The 16,915-nt window shown below is 67.2% G+C and carries 11 protein-coding genes and 1 pseudogene; 7 read left to right on the top strand and 5 right to left on the bottom strand.

Annotation, left to right across the window (positions count from 1 at the left end):
• Positions 1-131: 131 nt before the first annotated feature.
• The 7 genes from ACE3TQ_RS21000 to prsR all read left to right on the top strand — a co-directional run bounded on the left by ACE3TQ_RS21000 (position 132) and on the right by prsR (position 11,363).
• Positions 132-1,736 (top strand): methyl-accepting chemotaxis protein, encoded by a 1,605-nt coding sequence (locus tag ACE3TQ_RS21000; RefSeq protein ID WP_374584645.1) that lies wholly within the window; start codon positions 132-134, stop codon positions 1,734-1,736.
• A gap of 190 nt (positions 1,737-1,926) precedes the next feature.
• Complete coding sequence (asnB, locus tag ACE3TQ_RS21005) at positions 1,927-3,840, top strand: asparagine synthase (glutamine-hydrolyzing) (RefSeq protein ID WP_374584647.1); 1,914 nt, start codon at positions 1,927-1,929, stop codon at positions 3,838-3,840.
• Between the two features lie 265 nt (positions 3,841-4,105).
• Positions 4,106-5,395, top strand: coding sequence for a nucleotide sugar dehydrogenase (locus tag ACE3TQ_RS21010; protein ID WP_374584649.1), 1,290 nt, complete (start codon positions 4,106-4,108; stop codon positions 5,393-5,395).
• Positions 5,396-5,427: 32 nt separating this feature from the next.
• On the top strand, positions 5,428-6,471 hold the full coding sequence (locus ACE3TQ_RS21015; RefSeq protein WP_374584651.1) for an SDR family oxidoreductase: 1,044 nt from the start codon (positions 5,428-5,430) through the stop codon (positions 6,469-6,471).
• Between the two features lie 66 nt (positions 6,472-6,537).
• Positions 6,538-7,941: a TIGR03013 family XrtA/PEP-CTERM system glycosyltransferase gene (locus ACE3TQ_RS21020; RefSeq protein ID WP_374584652.1), complete on the top strand. Its 1,404-nt coding sequence runs from the start codon at positions 6,538-6,540 to the stop codon at positions 7,939-7,941.
• Positions 7,942-7,956: 15 nt separating this feature from the next.
• Positions 7,957-9,981, top strand: a complete 2,025-nt coding sequence (gene prsK, locus ACE3TQ_RS21025) for an XrtA/PEP-CTERM system histidine kinase PrsK (protein WP_374584654.1) — start codon at positions 7,957-7,959, stop codon at positions 9,979-9,981.
• A gap of 17 nt (positions 9,982-9,998) precedes the next feature.
• Positions 9,999-11,363 carry a PEP-CTERM-box response regulator transcription factor gene (prsR, locus tag ACE3TQ_RS21030; RefSeq protein WP_374584656.1) on the top strand — a complete coding sequence of 455 codons (1,365 nt, stop codon included), beginning with the start codon at positions 9,999-10,001 and terminating at the stop codon, positions 11,361-11,363.
• Here the strand turns inward: prsR and ACE3TQ_RS21035 are convergent.
• From ACE3TQ_RS21035 to ACE3TQ_RS21055, 5 genes and pseudogenes are all read right to left on the bottom strand, one after another.
• Positions 11,336-12,178 (bottom strand): ATP-dependent Clp protease adaptor ClpS, encoded by an 843-nt coding sequence (locus ACE3TQ_RS21035; protein ID WP_374584658.1) that lies wholly within the window; start codon positions 12,176-12,178, stop codon positions 11,336-11,338. The two genes, prsR and ACE3TQ_RS21035, sit on opposite strands and share 28 nt — an antisense overlap.
• A gap of 9 nt (positions 12,179-12,187) precedes the next feature.
• On the bottom strand, positions 12,188-14,626 hold the full coding sequence (locus tag ACE3TQ_RS21040) for a hypothetical protein (protein ID WP_374584660.1): 2,439 nt from the start codon (positions 14,624-14,626) through the stop codon (positions 12,188-12,190).
• Complete coding sequence (locus ACE3TQ_RS21045) at positions 14,623-15,303, bottom strand: tetratricopeptide repeat protein (protein WP_374584661.1); 681 nt, start codon at positions 15,301-15,303, stop codon at positions 14,623-14,625. The genes ACE3TQ_RS21040 and ACE3TQ_RS21045 overlap by 4 nt, the downstream gene beginning before the upstream one ends.
• A complete protein-coding gene (locus tag ACE3TQ_RS21050; protein ID WP_374584663.1) occupies positions 15,300-16,601 on the bottom strand; it encodes a glycosyltransferase in 1,302 nt (433 codons plus the stop codon). The genes ACE3TQ_RS21045 and ACE3TQ_RS21050 overlap by 4 nt, the downstream gene beginning before the upstream one ends.
• Positions 16,583-16,915 (bottom strand): annotated as a pseudogene (locus ACE3TQ_RS21055) (hydrolase 1, exosortase A system-associated); the annotation flags it as partial. The pseudogene ACE3TQ_RS21055 and the gene ACE3TQ_RS21050, both read right to left, overlap by 19 nt.

Here is a 16,915-nt window from a genome sequence, read left to right on the forward strand (position 1 = left end):
AACGCAGCAGCTTTTTATACTTGAGCACATGATCTGGCCGGGCTCCCCTATCCCGCAGCCCACGCCGCCAGATGGACCCCAGCTCCCGGTTCACTCCCTCCGCATTTCCCGAGCCGATAAGGAGCACCGCCATGCGCCTCAACACGCCTGTCACCAGCCAGGAATTCATCCTGGACGAGGGCAAGACCATTGTTTCGACCACGGATTTGAAGGGCAAGATTACTTACGCCAATCCGTATTTCATTGAAGTGTCCGGTTTCACCGAAGACGAGCTGGTGGGCGCGCCGCAAAACATCGTGCGCCACCCCGACATGCCGGTCGATGCCTTTGCCGACCTGTGGAACACCATCAAGAGCGGCACGCCGTGGACCGGCCTGGTCAAGAACCGCTGCAAGAATGGCGACTTTTACTGGGTGCTGGCGAATGTCACGCCGGTGATCGAGGCGGGCCGCCCGGTGGGCTATATGTCGGTGCGCACCAAACCGAGCCGGGAACAGGTGGCGCAGGCCGAAGCGCTGTACCGCGAGCTGCGCGAGGGCAACCCGCGCCGCCTGCGCCTGGAACGCGGCCGCCTGCGCCAGCGCGGCTGGCGCAACTGGCTGGACCAGCTGCGCAACCTGTCGCTGGCGCGCCACATCGGCCTTGGCATGGGCGCGCTGAGCGGCCTGCTGGCCTTCCTCGCCGTGGCGGGCGTGCAACTGGGGGCGCCACTCTGGCTGACCGCGCTCAACACCGTGTTCATCCTGGCCGCCCTCTATTTCTGGTATTCCCTGCAGCGAGCCATCGTGCAGCCGCTGCGGCGCGCCACCAGCTTCGCGCGCAAGATGGCGGGCGGCGACCTGACCGGCGCCATCGAGATCGGCGCCGACAATGAAATGGGCCAGCTGCTGGCCGCGCTGCGCCAGACCAATGTCAACCTGCACAGCATCATTGGCGAGGTGCGCGACAACTTCGACGAAATCAAGACCGCCACCAGCGAAATCGCCAGCGGCAACCGCGACCTGTCGGGCCGCACCGAGTCGCAGGCGTCCAGCCTGCAGCAGACGGCGGCCAGCATGGAGCAGCTGACCAGCAATGTGCAGCAGAGCGCGGCCAGCGTGCACAGCGCCAATTCCCTGGCCGAGCAAGCCTCCAGCGTGGCGGCGCAGGGCGGCAATATCGTGTCGCAGGTGGTGCAGACCATGGATGAGATCAGCCAGTCGTCGCGCCAGATCCTGGAAATCATCGGCATGATCGATGGCATCGCCTTCCAGACCAATATCCTGGCCCTGAACGCGGCGGTGGAAGCGGCGCGCGCCGGCGAGCATGGCAAGGGCTTTGCCGTGGTGGCGTCGGAGGTGCGCAACCTGGCGCAGCGCTCGGCCACGGCGGCCAAGGAAGTCAAACAACTGATCGACAGCTCGATCGCCCGCGTCGACGCCGGCACCCGCCTGAGCAGCAATGCCGGCGCCACCATGGCCGAGGTGATCCAGTCGGTGATGCGGGTGACCCAGGTCATGGATGAAATCGACACCGCCACCAAGGAGCAAAGCCACGGCATCGGCCAGGTCAACCAGGCCGTGGTGCAGATTGACGACATCACGCAGCAGAACGCCGCCCTGGTGGAGCAGGCCGCCGCCGCCGCCGGCAGCCTGGCGCGCCAGGCCGAATGGGTGGCGCAATCGATGGCCGTGTTCAAACTGCAGGAACAAGGGGCGCGGCGGGCGGCGCCGCGGCGGGCCTTGGCACTCCACTGAGGGTTACCGATAATCAACATTGACTTGGCATAGTGTTAATGTATGATGTCATTATGTAACTAATATTTCCAGCCTGCCCGCTGAGGGTTTCCCCAACTGACTTGCACGGTCGAATTGGGTATGCTGGAACTCGAACCCTTGGTAGTGGCCGCGTGATGAGCGCACGTGAAAAATTGCAAAGAACAAACGCATGTGCGGATTAGTCGCTGTACTTAACCTGGATGGCCGCCCGGCCGAACTGCCGCTGCTGAAGCGGATGACCGACCTGATCCGCCACCGCGGTCCGGACGACGACGGCTTTTATACTGCCGGTCCGCTGGGCTTCGGTTTCCGCCGCCTGTCGGTGCTTGACCTGAGCCCGGCCGGCCACCAGCCGATGACCCTGGCCGAGGCCGGCCTGACCATCGTCTTCAACGGCGAGATCTACAACTACCTGGAGCTGCGCGCCGAGCTGGAGGCGCTGGGCCACCGCTTCCACTCCACCGGCGACACCGAAGTACTGCTGCACGCCTACCAGCAGTGGGGGCACGCCTGCCTGCCGCGCCTGAACGGCATGTGGGCCTTCCTGGTGCACGACCGGCGCACCGGCCAGGTGTTCGGCGCGCGCGACCGCTTCGGCATCAAGCCGCTGTACCGTTACCAGGACAAGCAGCACATCATGTTTGCCTCGGAAATCAAGGCCATCCGCGACAGCGGCCGTTACCATGGCGGCACCAACTGGGAAATCGCCGCCAACTTCCTGGTGCGCGGCGCCCTCGACAACAGCAACGCCTCCTTCTACCAGGGCATCGCCTCGGTCGGCGCCGGCTGCGCCTTTGAACTGGGCCAGGACGGCAGCTATCGCGAGTGGACATACTGGAGCGTGGAGCAGGTGGCGGCGCGCACGGTGGCCGACCCGGCGGCCGAGTATGCCGAACTGTTCGAGGATGCGGTGCGCCTGCACATGCGCAGCGACGTGCCGGTGGCGGTACACCTGTCGGGCGGGCTCGATTCCAGCGCCATCCTGTGCGCGGCGGCGCGCGTGCGCCAGGCGGCCGGCGCGCGCGACCCGCTGCTGTCCTTCTGTTTCCAGGACCGCGACTTCGACGAGCACCAGTACATCGAGGCCAACCTGGCCCAGACCGGCTCGCAGATGGAATTGCTGCAGACCAGCCCGCGCCAGCTGTGGGACGACCTGCCGCGCGTGCTGTGGCACCAGGACGAACCGGTGCACACGTTTACCGCCTGCGTCAGCTACCAGCTGATGCGCCAGACGGCCGCGCGCGGCGTCAAGGTGGTGCTGAACGGGCAGGGCGCCGACGAAACGGCGGCCGGCTACCCATCCTTTGTCAGCAACTACTGGCACAGCCTGCTGCGCGCCGGCCAGCCGCTGCGCATGTGGTCGGAGATCCGCGCCCACGCCCAGTGGCATGGCGGCGACCCGGCCGCGCGCCTGCGCGACCAGCTGGCGCTGGGCGCGCGCAGCGCCCTGGCCCTGCTGCCGCCCTACCGCTATATGGCCGAGCAGCGCGCGCGCCAGCGCGTCGCCGCCAGTCCCTGGCTGCAGGACGAGTTCAGCCGCCATGCCACGCCGCGCGTGGTGACCGGCCAGGACCAGCGCCTGCCGGCCGCCCTGGTGGACGCCATGCGGCGCGCGCCGCTGCCCGTCTTCCTGCGCGTGGAAGACCGCAATTCCAGCGCCCATTCGCTCGAAGGGCGCCTGCCTTTCCTCGATTACCGCCTGGTCGAACTGCTGTTCCAGCTGCCCGACCACTGGCGCATGCGCGGCTACTGGAACAAGTACGTGCAGCGCGAAGGCATGCGCGGCCGCATTCCCGAGCTGGTGCGCACGCGCGTCGACAAGATGGGCTTCCCGGTGCCGACGCGGCGCTGGCTGACCGGCGAGCTGTACGAGGACGTGCGCGACTTGCTGTCGAGCCAGGCGACCCGTGAACGCGGCCTGTACAACGTGCCGGCCCTGTTGCGGGCCCTCGACAGCGCAAAAAGCAACACTAATGTGGCGCTGGCGGCCCCGCTGTTCCAGGTGGCCGAATTCGAGCTGTGGTGCCGCCAGGCGTCCTCATCCGTAACCGCCGACACGGCTGAGTGCGCTGTTGCCGCCTGAGTCCGGCGGCAGAAAAGGCTGTGACAGCGGCCGCCTTCTGGTGTAAAATTGACAATGCATATCAATAATGCAAGTTTGTTGGCGCGATGTCATGCCCACGTAGCATCTCATGCTCAAAATGTTAAATTCCTGAAAGAAATGTGTGGTGCGCCGGCGCTTTTTTGTTGGCCGATTGCGCCCTCTTTGTGAACTCGGCATTGAACTTGCTCGGCTATTGATATATAGTTGTCTTTATAGTAATAGGTAATTCTCACAGGAACCCGAAATGGATAATGCGAAGGTTGTCGCGGTAGTTGGTTTGGGATATGTCGGGCTGCCCTTGGCAGTCGAGTTTGGCAAGAAGCGCAAAACCATAGGCTTTGACCTGTCGCAAGCCAAGATCGAGAATTACCGCAATTTCTGCGACCCGACCGGCGAAGTGTCGGAGCAGGAACTGCGCGAAGCGACCCAGCTGAGCGTTACCTACGACCCGGCCGCGCTGGCCGAGGCCGACTACATCGTGGTGGCCGTGCCGACCCCGGTCGACAACGCCCACGCCCCCGATTTCAGCCCGCTGGTCGGCGCCTCGACCACGGTGGGCAAGCACATGAAAAAAGGCGCCATCGTCGTCTATGAATCGACGGTCTATCCCGGCGCCACCGAGGAAGTCTGCATCCCCGTGCTGGAACAGCATTCCGGCCTGAAATGGCTGCAGGACTTCAACGTCGGCTACTCGCCGGAGCGCATCAACCCGGGCGACAAGCAGCACCGCCTGACCACCATCCTGAAAGTGGTGTCCGGCGATACCCCGGCAACCCTGGACGAAGTGGCTAAACTGTATGAGTCGATCGTGACCGCCGGCGTGTACCGCGCCTCCTCCGTGAAGGTGGCGGAAGCGGCCAAGGTCATCGAAAACACCCAGCGCGACCTGAACATCGCGCTGATGAACGAACTGGCCATCATCTTCGACAAGATCGGCATCGACACGCTGGAAGTGCTGCAGGCGGCGGGCACCAAGTGGAATTTCCTGCCCTTCCGCCCGGGCCTGGTGGGCGGCCACTGCATCGGCGTCGACCCGTACTACCTGACCCACAAGGCTGATATGATCGGCTACCACCCGCAGGTGATCCTGGCGGGGCGCCGCATCAACGACGGCATGGCCAAGTTCGTGGCAGAAAAGACCGTCAAGCAGATGATCGCGGCCGGCAGCCACATCAAGGGCGCCAAGGTCAATGTGCTGGGCCTGACCTTCAAGGAAAACTGCCCCGACCTGCGCAATTCGAAAGTGGCGGACGTGGTGTTTGAACTGCAGTCGTACGGCCTGGACGTGCACGTGCACGACCCGGTGGCCGATGCCGGGGAATCGCAGCACGAATACGGCATCCGCCTGGAGAGCTGGGACCAGCTGCCGGCGGCCGATGCGCTGGTGGCGGCCGTCTCGCACAAGGAACTGCTGGCATTGTCGCTGGGCGAGCTGTCGTCCAAGCTCAATCCCGGCGGCTGTTTCATCGACGTCAAGTCGGCATTCAATATGGCAGGCCTGGAAGAAGCTGGTTACAGCGTCTGGCGCCTGTAATAAAAAGTACTAGGGAGCCTGGGAGGGCTGTAGTGGGCAAGTTTGACGACGTACGGCTGCACCTGCGCGGCCAGCGATACCATTGGCTGGTGACGGGTGCGGCTGGGTTCATCGGCTCCAACCTGGTGGAGGCGCTGCTCAAGCTCGGCCAGCAGGTCACGGGCCTGGACAACTTCGCCACCGGCCACCAGCACAACCTGGACCAGGTGCGCGAAGCCGTCGGCTCGCAGGCCTGGGCCGCCTTCGCCTTTATCGAAGGCGATATCCGCGACCTGGCCACCTGCCACGCCGCCTGCGCCGGCAAGGACTTCATCCTGCACCAGGCTGCGCTCGGTTCGGTCAGCCGCTCGATCGACGACCCGCTGCTGACCAACAGCGCCAACGTGACCGGCTTCCTGCACATGCTGGTGGCGGCGCGCGACGCCAAGGCGCGGCGCTTTGTGTATGCCGCCTCCAGCTCCACCTACGGCGACCATCCGGCCCTGCCGAAGGTGGAAGACACCATCGGCCGCCCGCTGTCGCCGTACGCCGTCACCAAATACGTCAACGAGCTGTACGCCGACGTCTTTGCCCGCACCTACGGCATGGAAACCATCGGCCTGCGCTACTTCAATGTGTTCGGCCCGCGCCAGGACCCGGAGGGCGCCTACGCCGCCGTGATCCCGCAGTGGGTGTCGGCCCTGATCCGCAACCGTCCGCTGTTCATCAACGGCGACGGTGAAACCAGCCGCGATTTCTGCTTTATCGATAACGTGGTGCAAGCCAACCTGTTGGCAGCCCTGGCCGACCGCCCCGAGGCGCTCAACCAGGTGTACAACGTGGCGCTCAACGAGCGCACCAGCCTCAACCAGCTTTACCTGATGATGCGCGACCTGCTGCAGGAGCGTTTCCCGCACTTGCGCCAGCATCAGGCCCAGTACCAGGGATTCCGGGCCGGCGACGTGCGCCATTCGCAGGCCGACATCAGCAAGGCGCGCGAGCTGTTGGGATTCGAGCCGACGCACCGTATCGGCGCCGGCTTGCAGGAGGCCATGGACTGGTACGTCCGCCACCTGGCCCCGCAAAACCAGGGATAAAGAAAGGCGTGAAGGCAGCGCCCGCCTTCGCAGCCTGCATAAGAAGTAAAGCGGGAGGGACTAAAAATGCTAAGAATTTCCAATCACTACATCTCGAAGGTTGTGTTCAGCCTGCTGTTCATGGAAGTGATGATCCTGATTGGCTCGTTCTATGCCGGGGCGGGCCTGCGCTTCTTCGACGGTGAACAGTTCGTCGTCCCCAAGCTCGACCATTTCTTCATGTCGGCCTGCATTTTCGCCGCCGCCATCGTCTTCAGCATGAGCGCGCTGGGCATGTACCAGATCAATTTCCAGGAAGGCTTGCGCAATCCCTTCTTCTTCCAGCTGATGCCGTCGTTCGCCATGGGCTTTTGCATCCTGACCCTGGTGTTCTACCTGGCGCCCGACCTGTATTTCGGGCGCGGCATCCTGGTGCTGGTGTTCGTGATCGCCGGCACCGGCATCCTGCTGGCGCGCGCCATGTTCCTGAAAACCTCGCGCTCGCATTTCCTGGCCACCCGCATCATCTTCCTCGGCGGCGGCGCCATGGCCAAGGAGTGCGGCGAGCTGGCCACGCGCGACACCAACTACCGCAAATACGATATCGCCGGCTATGTCGCCATGCCGTCGGAAGAGGTGTGCGTGCCGCACAGCAAGCTGCTGCACCTGCCGGAGGGCGGCTCGCTGGTGGCCCTGGCCAATGCCCAGCGCGTGGCGGAAATCGTGGTGTCGGTACAGAACCGGCGCGGCGGCGCCTTCCCCATCAAGGAACTGCTCGAGTGCAAGCTGTACGGCATCCAGGTGACCGACGCCGCCACCTTCTTCGAGCGCGAGACCTACCAGATCCGGGTCGAGTCGGTGCAGCCGTCCTGGCTAGTGTTCGGCGGCGGCTTCGACCAGAGCTTCATGCGCACCTTCATGAAGCGCACGGTGGACCTGGTCGCCAGCCTGAGCCTGCTGGTGGTATCGCTGCCGGTCATGCTCATCACCGCCATCGCCATCGTGATCGAGGACGGCGCGCCGATCTTCTACTCGCAGGAGCGGGTCGGCAAGGATGGCCACGTGTTCCGCGTGCTGAAGTTCCGCAGCATGTTCAAGAATGCGGAAAAGAATGGCACGCCGCAGTGGGCCTCCAAGAACGACCCGCGCATCACGCGCGTCGGCAACATCATCCGCAAGCTGCGCATCGATGAACTGCCGCAGATCCTCAACGTGCTGAAGGGCGAAATGTCCTTCGTCGGCCCGCGCCCCGAGCGCCCCTACTTCGTCGAGCAGCTGACCGAGCGCGTGCCTTACTACAATGTGCGCCACAGCATCAAGCCGGGCATCACGGGCTGGGCCCAGGTGCGCTACGGCTATGGCGACACGGTGGAAGACGCGCTGCAGAAGCTGCAGTACGACCTGTACTACGTCAAGAACAACAGCCTGCTGCTCGACGTGCTGTGCCTGATCGACACCGTCAAGGTGGTGCTGTTCAGGGGGGGCCGTTAAGGACATGGAGGCCTGATGCCGACCAGCACCGCTGCCTTCAGTTACGCCAGCGCCGCGCTGGCGTTTCTGTTCTTTAGCCTGATGCTGGTCCCCGGCTGGCGCCAGCGCCCGCACCGGCGCGCGCTGGCCGCCGCCTCGCTGCTGAGCGTGCTGTGGGGCCTGGTGATGGCCAGCGCCACCGTGGTGCCGTGGGCGGCCTGGGTGCTGCACGGCGCTGAATGGCTGCGCAATGCCGCCTGGACCGGCCTGCTGCTCTCCATGCTCGGCCTGTGGCAGCGCAGCTCGCGCATCTTCCAGGCCAGCGTCGCGGTCTACCTGGCCATGGCCGTGGTTGGCCTGCTGGCGGCGGCCCTGCCATCCTCGCTGGCCTTCCACGTGCAGGCCGTGGGCCGGCTCGGCATGGCCGTGCTCGGCATGCTGCTGGTGGAGCAGCTGTACCGCGACCGCAGCGTGCAGGTGCGCTGGGGCATCAAGTTCTTCTGCCTCGGCCTGGGCGCCCTGTTTGCCTACGATTTCTACCTGTACAGCGACATGCTGCTGCTGCGCGAGCTCGACCCCGAACTGTGGGCGGCGCGCGGCGTGGTCAATGCGCTGACGGTGCCGCTCTTGGCGATTTCGCTGCTGCGCAGCGCCTCCTGGCCGACCCAGCTGGCCGTGTCGCGCCGCGTCGCCTTCCACTCGGCCGCCTTGCTCGGCTCGGCGGTCTACCTGCTGGCCATGAGCATGGCCGCCTACTACCTGCGCTTCGTGGGCGGCTCGTGGGGCGGCCTGATGCAGCTGGCCTTCCTGTTCGGCGCCAGCTTCCTGCTGGTCGGCGTGCTGTTTTCCGGCACCTTCCGCGCCTGGCTCAAAGTCTTCATCAGCAAGCACTTCTACCGTTACAACTACGATTACCGCGAAGAATGGCTGGCCTTCACGCGCACCCTGTCGGCCACCGGCCCCAACCTGGGCGAGCGCAGCATCTCCGCCCTGGCCGAGCTGGTGGAGAGCCAGGGCGGCGCCCTGTGGCTGCGGCGCGAGCAGCGCTTCGAGCCGGTGGCGTCCTGGCATGTGCACGCGCAGCAGGCCAGCGAGCCGGCCGATTCGCCGTTCTGCCAGCTGATGGAAAGCAAGCAGTGGCTGGTGGACGTGCCGGCCCATGTGCTGCACGACCCGGACGTGCCGCTGCCGGCCTGGCTGCAAGCCTTCCCCAAGGCCTGGCTGGTGGTGCCGCTGCTGCTGCAGGGCCGCCTGGCCGGCTTCGTGGTGCTGATGGCCTCGCGCAGCGAAGTCAAGCTGAACTGGGAAGTGCTCGACTTGCTGAAAATTGCCGGCACCCAGGCCGCCTCCTACCTGGCGCAGCAGGAAGCCGACAATGCCCTGATGCTGGCCAGCCAGTTCGATTCCTTCAACCGCCTGTCGACCTTTGTCGTGCACGACTTGAAGAACCTGGTGGCGCAGCTGTCGCTGATGACCGCCAATGCGGAAAAACATGCCGACAATCCCGAGTTCCAGCGCGATATGATGGAGACTGTCACCTTATCGGTGCAGAAAATGAAACTGATGCTGCAAAAACTCAGCCGCACCGCCTCGCCCGAGCGCGCCACGCCGCAGGACGTGGGCAAGCTGCTGGCGCAGGCGGTGGCGCTGAAAGCCGCCTTCGAGCCCAAGCCGCAGCTGGAAGTGCAGCAGCCGGGCCTGCGCGTGCTGGCCGAGGCCGAGCGCCTGGAGCGGGTGCTGGGCCACCTGGTGCAAAATGCCATCGAGGCCACGCCGCGCGACGGCAAGGTCACGGTGCGCCTGGCCCAGGTCGGCGAGCAGGTGCAGGTGGAGGTGAGCGACACCGGCAGCGGCATGAGCGAGGAATTCATCCGCGAGCGCCTGTTCAAACCGTTCGACTCGACCAAGTCGGCCGGCATGGGCATCGGCGCCTTTGAAAGCCGGGATTACATCCACCAGCTTGGTGGAACGCTGCAGGTGCGCAGCGTGCCGGAACAAGGCACCACGTTTACGGTCAGCCTGCCGCTGTACCGCCAGCAAACCATTGAACAAGCCGCCTGACGGCGCAAGGACTAGTTGTGAGCCAGAGCAAACCCAAGCTGTTGATCATTGAAGACGACCCCGGCCTGCAAAAGCAGCTGAAGTGGAGTTTCGACGACTATGAAGTGGTGGTGGCCGGCGACCGCGAAGCGGCGCTGGCGCAGCTGCGCCGGCACGAGCCGGCCGTGTGCACCATGGACCTCGGCCTGCCGCCCGACCCGGACGGCGCCACCGAGGGCCTGGCCACCTTGCAGCAGATCCTGGCGCTGGCGCCGGAAACCAAGGTCATCGTACTGACCGGCAACCAGGACCGCTCGCACGCGGTGCAGGCCATCGCCATGGGCGCCTACGACTTCCACCAGAAGCCGTGCGAGCCGGAGCTGCTGTCGCTGGTGATCAAGCGCGCCTTCGTCCTGCACGGCCTGCAGCAGGAAAACCGCCGCATGCAGCAGGGCAACGCCGACAGCCCGCTGGCCGGCATCATTTCGCGCGACCCCGGCATGCTGAAAGTGTGCCGCCAGGTGGAGAAGGTGGCGCCCAGCACCGCCACCACCATGGTGCTGGGCGAATCGGGCACCGGCAAGGAAGTCATCGCGCGCGCCCTGCACCTGGGCAGCCCGCGCGCCAAGGAACGCTTCATGGCGATCAACTGCGCCGCCATCCCGGAAACCCTGCTCGAGTCCGAGCTGTTCGGCTACGAGAAGGGCGCCTTCACCGGCGCCGTCAAGCAGACCAAGGGCAAGGTGGAAGCGGCCAACGGCGGCACCTTCTTCCTGGACGAGGTGGGCGACCTGCCGATGCCGCTGCAGGCCAAGCTCTTGCGCTTCCTGCAGGAGCGCGTGATCGAGCGCGTCGGCGGCCACGAGGAAATCCCGGTCGACGTGCGCATCGTGTGCGCCACGCACCAGAACCTGAAGGAGCTGGTGAAGGCTGGCCGCTTCCGCGAGGACTTGTACTACCGCCTGTCGGAAATCGTGCTGACCATCCCGCCGCTGCGCGAGCGCGAGGGCGACGCGGTGCTGCTGGCGCAGCATTTCAAGAACCGCTTCTGCGCCCAGGAAGGGCGCGCCAACCTGCATTTCAGCCCGGACGCGCTGGCGCAGATCGCCCACCACGACTGGCCGGGCAATGTGCGCGAGATGGAAAACTGCATCAAGCGCGCCATCATCATGGCCGACGGCCCGGCCATCACGGCGGACGACCTGGGCCTGTCCGGCGCGCCGCTCGAGGCGGAGCCGTTCAACCTGCGCCAGGTGCGCGACGAAGCCGAATACAAAGCCATCGTGCGCGCCCTGGCGCGCGTCGAGGGCAATATCGTCAAGGCTTCCGAGCTGCTGGGTGTGTCGCGCCCGACCCTGTACGACCTGCTGGAACGTCACGCCATCAAGGCTTCGGCGTCCTGACTGGCGGCTTGCAGGAAAGCGCGCAGCGGATGCTGCTGCGCGGCCGCCAGGTCCGCCACCTGGCGCAGCTTTTCCTGCGCCAGCGGCAGGGGGAAGGTGCCGCAGCAGGCGTGCCCTTTGTCATGCACTTCATGCATCATCGCGTCGGCCGCTGCCGGCGACAGCGAGAACACCGCCTGCAACACGTCGACGACGAAATCCATGGGGGTGAAATCGTCGTTGCGCAGGAACAGCCGGAGCGCCGTCGCGTCTGGTGGCCAAGCCTGTGGCGCCACGGGCAGCGGGTGCGCAAGACGGGTCAGATGGCATACCGGTTCGTAGCGCGACACGCCATGCCGCCGCAGCAGCTCGCTGGCCCGGCCGGCGCTGTTCTCGAGGATGGAGAGCAGCAGGTCGATGGCCCCGACCGAGCGTGGCGGCGGCTCGCGCAGGAGAGCGCGCAGCAGCACATGCTCGACGTCTTTGCCGAAGGCCGGTGAATCGTCGCGCATTTGCGCCAGGACCGTCGCGGTGCGCGGCAAGCCGATCCGGGACAGCGACTTGCGCATCCTGTTTAGTCTGCTGCGCAGGCTTGCCCGTTGTGCTGCGTGCAGCGCCGCTTCCTGCTGCTGGATGGCATGGAGCTCAGCGCGCAGCGCGGCGAGCTTGTCAGGATGCGGGCCGGCGTTCCAGAACGCGGCGACGTCTGCCTGTGCCAGCAGCGATGCCAACAGGGATTCGAGGGTGGCAGTGGGCAGGCGCTTATCGTACGCCGCGTCCAGCAAGTCCCCCAGCAGATCCTCGACGGCGGGAGCCAGGCGCGGCGTCGTGCTCATGGCCGGCGCTCAGGCCAGGCTGTCAGCATCGGCATCGAGGTCGGCGCGCGCCCGCTCGCGGCGCACCTTGATGCGCTGGCGCGCCGGCTTCAGGCAGCCGGCCATGGCCAGCAGCAGGAACAGGGTGCTCAGGCGCGGCACGTCGGTGATCGTGTCGAACAGGCCCACCATCATGCAGCCCACCAGCGCCGCCAGGCTGACCGTGGCAAAGCTGTCGCCGCCCAGGCCGCGTGCGATCAGCGGCGCCGCCACCGCCAGCAGCAGGAAGGCGGTGGCGGCCACGCCGACCCAGCCCAGCTCGAACAGCTGGTTGACCGCGAAATTCTTCACGTGCCAGGGCATGTGGTTGCGGTCGCTGCTGAAGAACCAGTAATTGTTGGCATCGGTAAAGCCGCCATTGCGCACCAGCTCGCGCCCGCTGTCGGCTTCGCGCAGGCTGATGTTGTCCACTTCGAGCGGCGCCTTGTGCGAACTGTTCGACACTTCCAGCACCAGCGGCGCGCCCCAGCTGCCGCTGCGCGCGGCGCGCACCGGCAATTCCGCCGTCAGCGTCTGCCAGCCGGCAGCCAGCGGGCCCGGCCGGAGGGGCACCACGCTGCACAGTTGCGGGTAGATCAGCCAGCGTTCGCACACCATGGCCGAGGGCCGCGCATCGGCGCTGTTGCGGCGGATATCCATGCTGAAGATATACCGTTTGCCGGGCTCGACATCGACATGCTGCAGCATGCGCAGCACTTCGCCGTAGCCGATCGCGTACTGCGCTGCGCTCAGCAGCAGGTAACTGTTGCGCGGCTCCTCGGCGTAAGTGAAGGTGCCCGGCACTTCGCCATGGATGTTTTTCCAGTGGTAGGTGACGGGGAAGCGGCCCAGGCCCTGGCCGAACGCGCTGGTCAGGGCGTCGTCGTCCATCATGCCCAGCGCTTCGCTCCAGTGCGCCAGGCGGGTGCCGACGTCCTTGCCGACGGTGGCGAAGCGGCTGCCGGTGTAATAGCTGCCGGTGATCGGGATCAGGGCGGCAAACACGATGGCGCTGAAGAAGGCCACGGTCAGCGTGCCGCGCTCCAGCTTCCACGGCGGGGTCGGCAGCAGGCGGCTGGCCGCCAGGGCCAGCGCCAGGGCGATCACCATGGCGCTGGCCGGCAAGGTCTCGTTGCCGCCGTAATGGCGCGCCACCAGGGCCGTGGCCAGTGCCTGCGCCGGCAGCGCCGCCGCCAGCAGCAATACGCCGAGCGGGCGGCGCGGCGCCGGGCCGAAGGCCAGCAGGCCGATGCCGCCGGCCGCGCACAGCAGGGCCACGCCATACGCCAGGTAGGCCCCCTTGGCGGTGGCGGCGCCGGCATTGGGCGCCAGCAGGCCGAGCGCGCCGACCAGCAGCAGCAAGCCGACGGCCAGCGCCAGGGCGGCGCCCGGGCGCGCCACGCGCGGCGCCGCCCCGCCCAGCAGCAGGGCGCTGGCCAGCAGGCCCAGCGCGGCGCCCAGGCCGCGGTAGCCGCCGCTGCCGAACACCTGCACCAGCACCCAGTAGGTCAGGGCCAGCAGCAGCAGCGAGGCGCCCAGCGTGCGTGCCGACAGGCTGCCCGCCTTCAGGTGGTTGGCCGCGCCCAGCAGGGCGATCACGCCGCCGGCGGCGGCATAGGCCAGGTAGATGTCGCGCGAGAACGTGGTCAGGCCGGCAAACACGCCGACCGCCAGCGCGGCCAGGCCGAGTGCCAGGCGGCGCGGCGGCGGGTGGTTGACCAGCCACAGGGTGACGAAGGGGAAGGCCATGGCCAGGTAGGCGTCGAGCGCGGCGCCGCCGGTGTGCATGGCGGAAAACGGCGCCGTCGGGCGGTAGTCGCTGGCGAAATTGAACAGGCCGGGGAAGGCCAGGCGCTCCCATACCACGGCCAGGCTGCAGGCGGCCAGGCCGAGCAGCATGCCCGGCACCAGCAGGCGCTGCAGGTTGGCGCCCTGCTCGCCGGCCGTGGCGCGCAGCAGCGGCAGCAGCAGCAGCGGCCACAGCACGCCTTTCAGCACGCGCAAGCCGTTGTAGGGACTGGTGTAGTTGGCGAAGGAATTGGCGTCCAGCGGCGCCAGCGGCATGATGCCGCGCCAGGCCGCCACCAGGTAGCACAGCAGGAAGACGGCCAGCGCCAGGCGCACCGGGCCCGGCAGCCGGGTCGGCGCGCGCGCGTCCCCCAGGCGCCAGTAGCCGACGGCGCAGGTGGCCAGCAGCAGCAAATCGAGTTCTTCCAGGAAGAACCAGCCGGTCCACGGCGCGAAGTCGAGCACCGGCAGCAGGGCCGGCACCGCCAGCAGCCAGGCGTGCGGGCGCCACCACAGCAGCGCCATATAGGCGCCCAGCAGCCCGGCCAGCAGCAGCTTGGGCGCCGGGTAGACGCTGGCCGCCGCCAGCAGCAGGGCCAGGGCGGCCAGCGCGCCGGCCCGCCGGCCAAGCAGGCGCATCATGGTTTGGCCGGTTCGGCCGCGTCCGCCGGTGCCTCGGCCTCAGCCTTCTTCGGCAGCGGCGCCGGTTCCACCCAGTGGCCGGCCTTGACCAGGGTCTGCTTCAGGGCCGGCAACGGGAATTCCTGCGCGTACGCTTTTTGCGCATAGGGCAGGGCTTCGGCAAATTTCTTTTGCCGCGCATAGGCCAGGCCCAGGTTGTAGTTGATCGACGGCTCGTCCGGCGCCAGCGCATGGGCCCGCTTCAGCATGTCGAGCGCCTCGCGGTCCTTGCCGCGCAGCGACTGGTAGCGCGCATACATCAGCCAGCCGACGCTGTCGTCCGGGTAGAAGCGCACCGCGCGCTCGAAATAGCATTCGATCGGCAGCTGGGTGCCCGGGATGGTGGTGAAGCGGTAGCGCGGCGCCAGGCGCAGCACCGTGTTCAGCGCGCGCGGGTGGTTGGGGAAGTGGCGCAAGGTGTAGTCCAGGTCGCCGCCCAGGGTGCCGGTGATGCCCTTGATGCCCATTTCCACGTCTTCGTTGAAGTGGCGCGTCTCGACCAGGAACAGCATATTGTCGGCGCCATTGCCCTTGCGGTAGTCGTGCTGGTTGATGTTGAGGTCGCCACAGGCGCCAGCCAGGGCCGGCAGGGCGGGCGCGCCCAGCAGGGCGGCCAGTGCGAATGCTCGGTAATTCATGCTTCCTCCGTAGAGCCGGCCGGGGCCGGCAAGACCTGCGATTGCGGCAGCACGCTGTCCAGCAGGCGTGCCAGTTCGGCGGTGCGCGCCTGGCGCGACGCCGCTGCCACCGCCGCCGGCGTCGGCAGCGGCGCCTGGCCGGCGCGCGCCAAGTGCAGGAAATGTAGCAGGGCCTGCTCGATGGCGGCGCTATCGTCGAGCGCGGCGATGGTGTCGACGCCGGCGTTGCGCAAGGTGGCGGCGGTGTCGCCGGCGGCATCGGTCAGGGCCAGGATCGGGCGCCCGGCGCGCAGGTATTCGTACAGCTTGGCCGGGATCTGGTGGTTGCAGTTGCTCGCCTGCAGCACCAGCAAGCCGTCGGCCGTCAGCATTTCCGCCAGCGCTGCCTGGTAGGGCACGTGCGGCGCCACCTGCACCAGGTCGCTGATGCCGTGTTCGGCCAGCAGGCGGTTGACATAGTCGTCGTGCGCGGTGGCGCGCAGCACCACGCGCAGCGTGCCGGCGTCGAGCGCGCCGCGCGCCTTCAGCGTGGCCAGGGCGCGGAACAGCGGCACCGGGTCGCGTTCGGACGGGTAGATGATGCCGCTGTGCACCAGGGTGAATGGCCGGCCGGCGGCCGGCGCCGGCGCGGCGCCGGCGCCGGCATGGCGGAAGTTTTCCTCGTCATAGCCGTTTTCCAGCACCACGAAGCGGCTGCGCGGCAGCTGCGGGTAGCGCGTGGTGTAGGTCACCACCGCGCCCGGCGTGGTGCACACCACCAGCGCCGCGTTGTGCACCGCCTTGCGCTCGATCCAGCGCGCGATGGCGCGCAGCTTGGGGTCGCGCGGGTAGAACTCGTCGGTCATGGGGTCGCGGAAATCGGCGATCCACGGCAGGCGCGTCAGCTTGTGCAGCAGGTAGCCGATCAGGGTGGCGCTGCTGACCGGGTAGGTGGTCCAGATCACCTGCGGCCGGTACTGGCGTACCAGCGCCAGGCCGGCCGGCACGGCGCCGATGATCCAGCTGACGAAGCGGTCGGGCCAGGCGGTCCAGCCGATATAGCGCCCGCGCCAGGCCAGGTGGCGCGCCGAATCGAGGGCGAAGGCGCGCCGCACCACGGCCTGCGGCGGGATTTCCGCCAGCTGGTCCGGGCCCTGGTTGGCGTAGGCGCGCGGGTGCGCCGACAGCACCAGCGGCTGCCAGCCCAGCGCCGGCAGGTACTGCGCGAACTTGAGCGCGCGCTGGATGCCGCTGCTGCCGCGCAGCGGCGGGAAGTGGAAGGCCACCATCAGCACGCGCTTCAGCATGCGGCCACCCATTCGCTGGTCCAGTGCGCCACCTGGTCGCGCCAGGCGCGGCGCGAGAACGTATGGTCGGCGCCGTCCAGCGTGCGCTGCTGGACGGCCGGGTTGGCCAGCAGCCGTTGCCAGCTGCGCGAAGCCTTGCACATGTCGAGGAACTCCTGCGCCGTCAGGTCGGCGCTACTGAAGATGAACAGGACCCGGCCGCGGTAGCGCTGCATGCCGTCGAGCAGGCGCGCGTGCAGGTCGGGGGTCAGCGGTGGCGCGCTGCCGTCGCGCGCCAGGGCCGGCGCCGCGGCGCTGGCCGGGGCCGGGGCCGCGCCAGCCGCCTC

Source organism: Pseudoduganella sp., assembly GCF_041914865.1.
Lineage (GTDB): Bacteria > Pseudomonadota > Gammaproteobacteria > Burkholderiales > Burkholderiaceae_D > Rugamonas.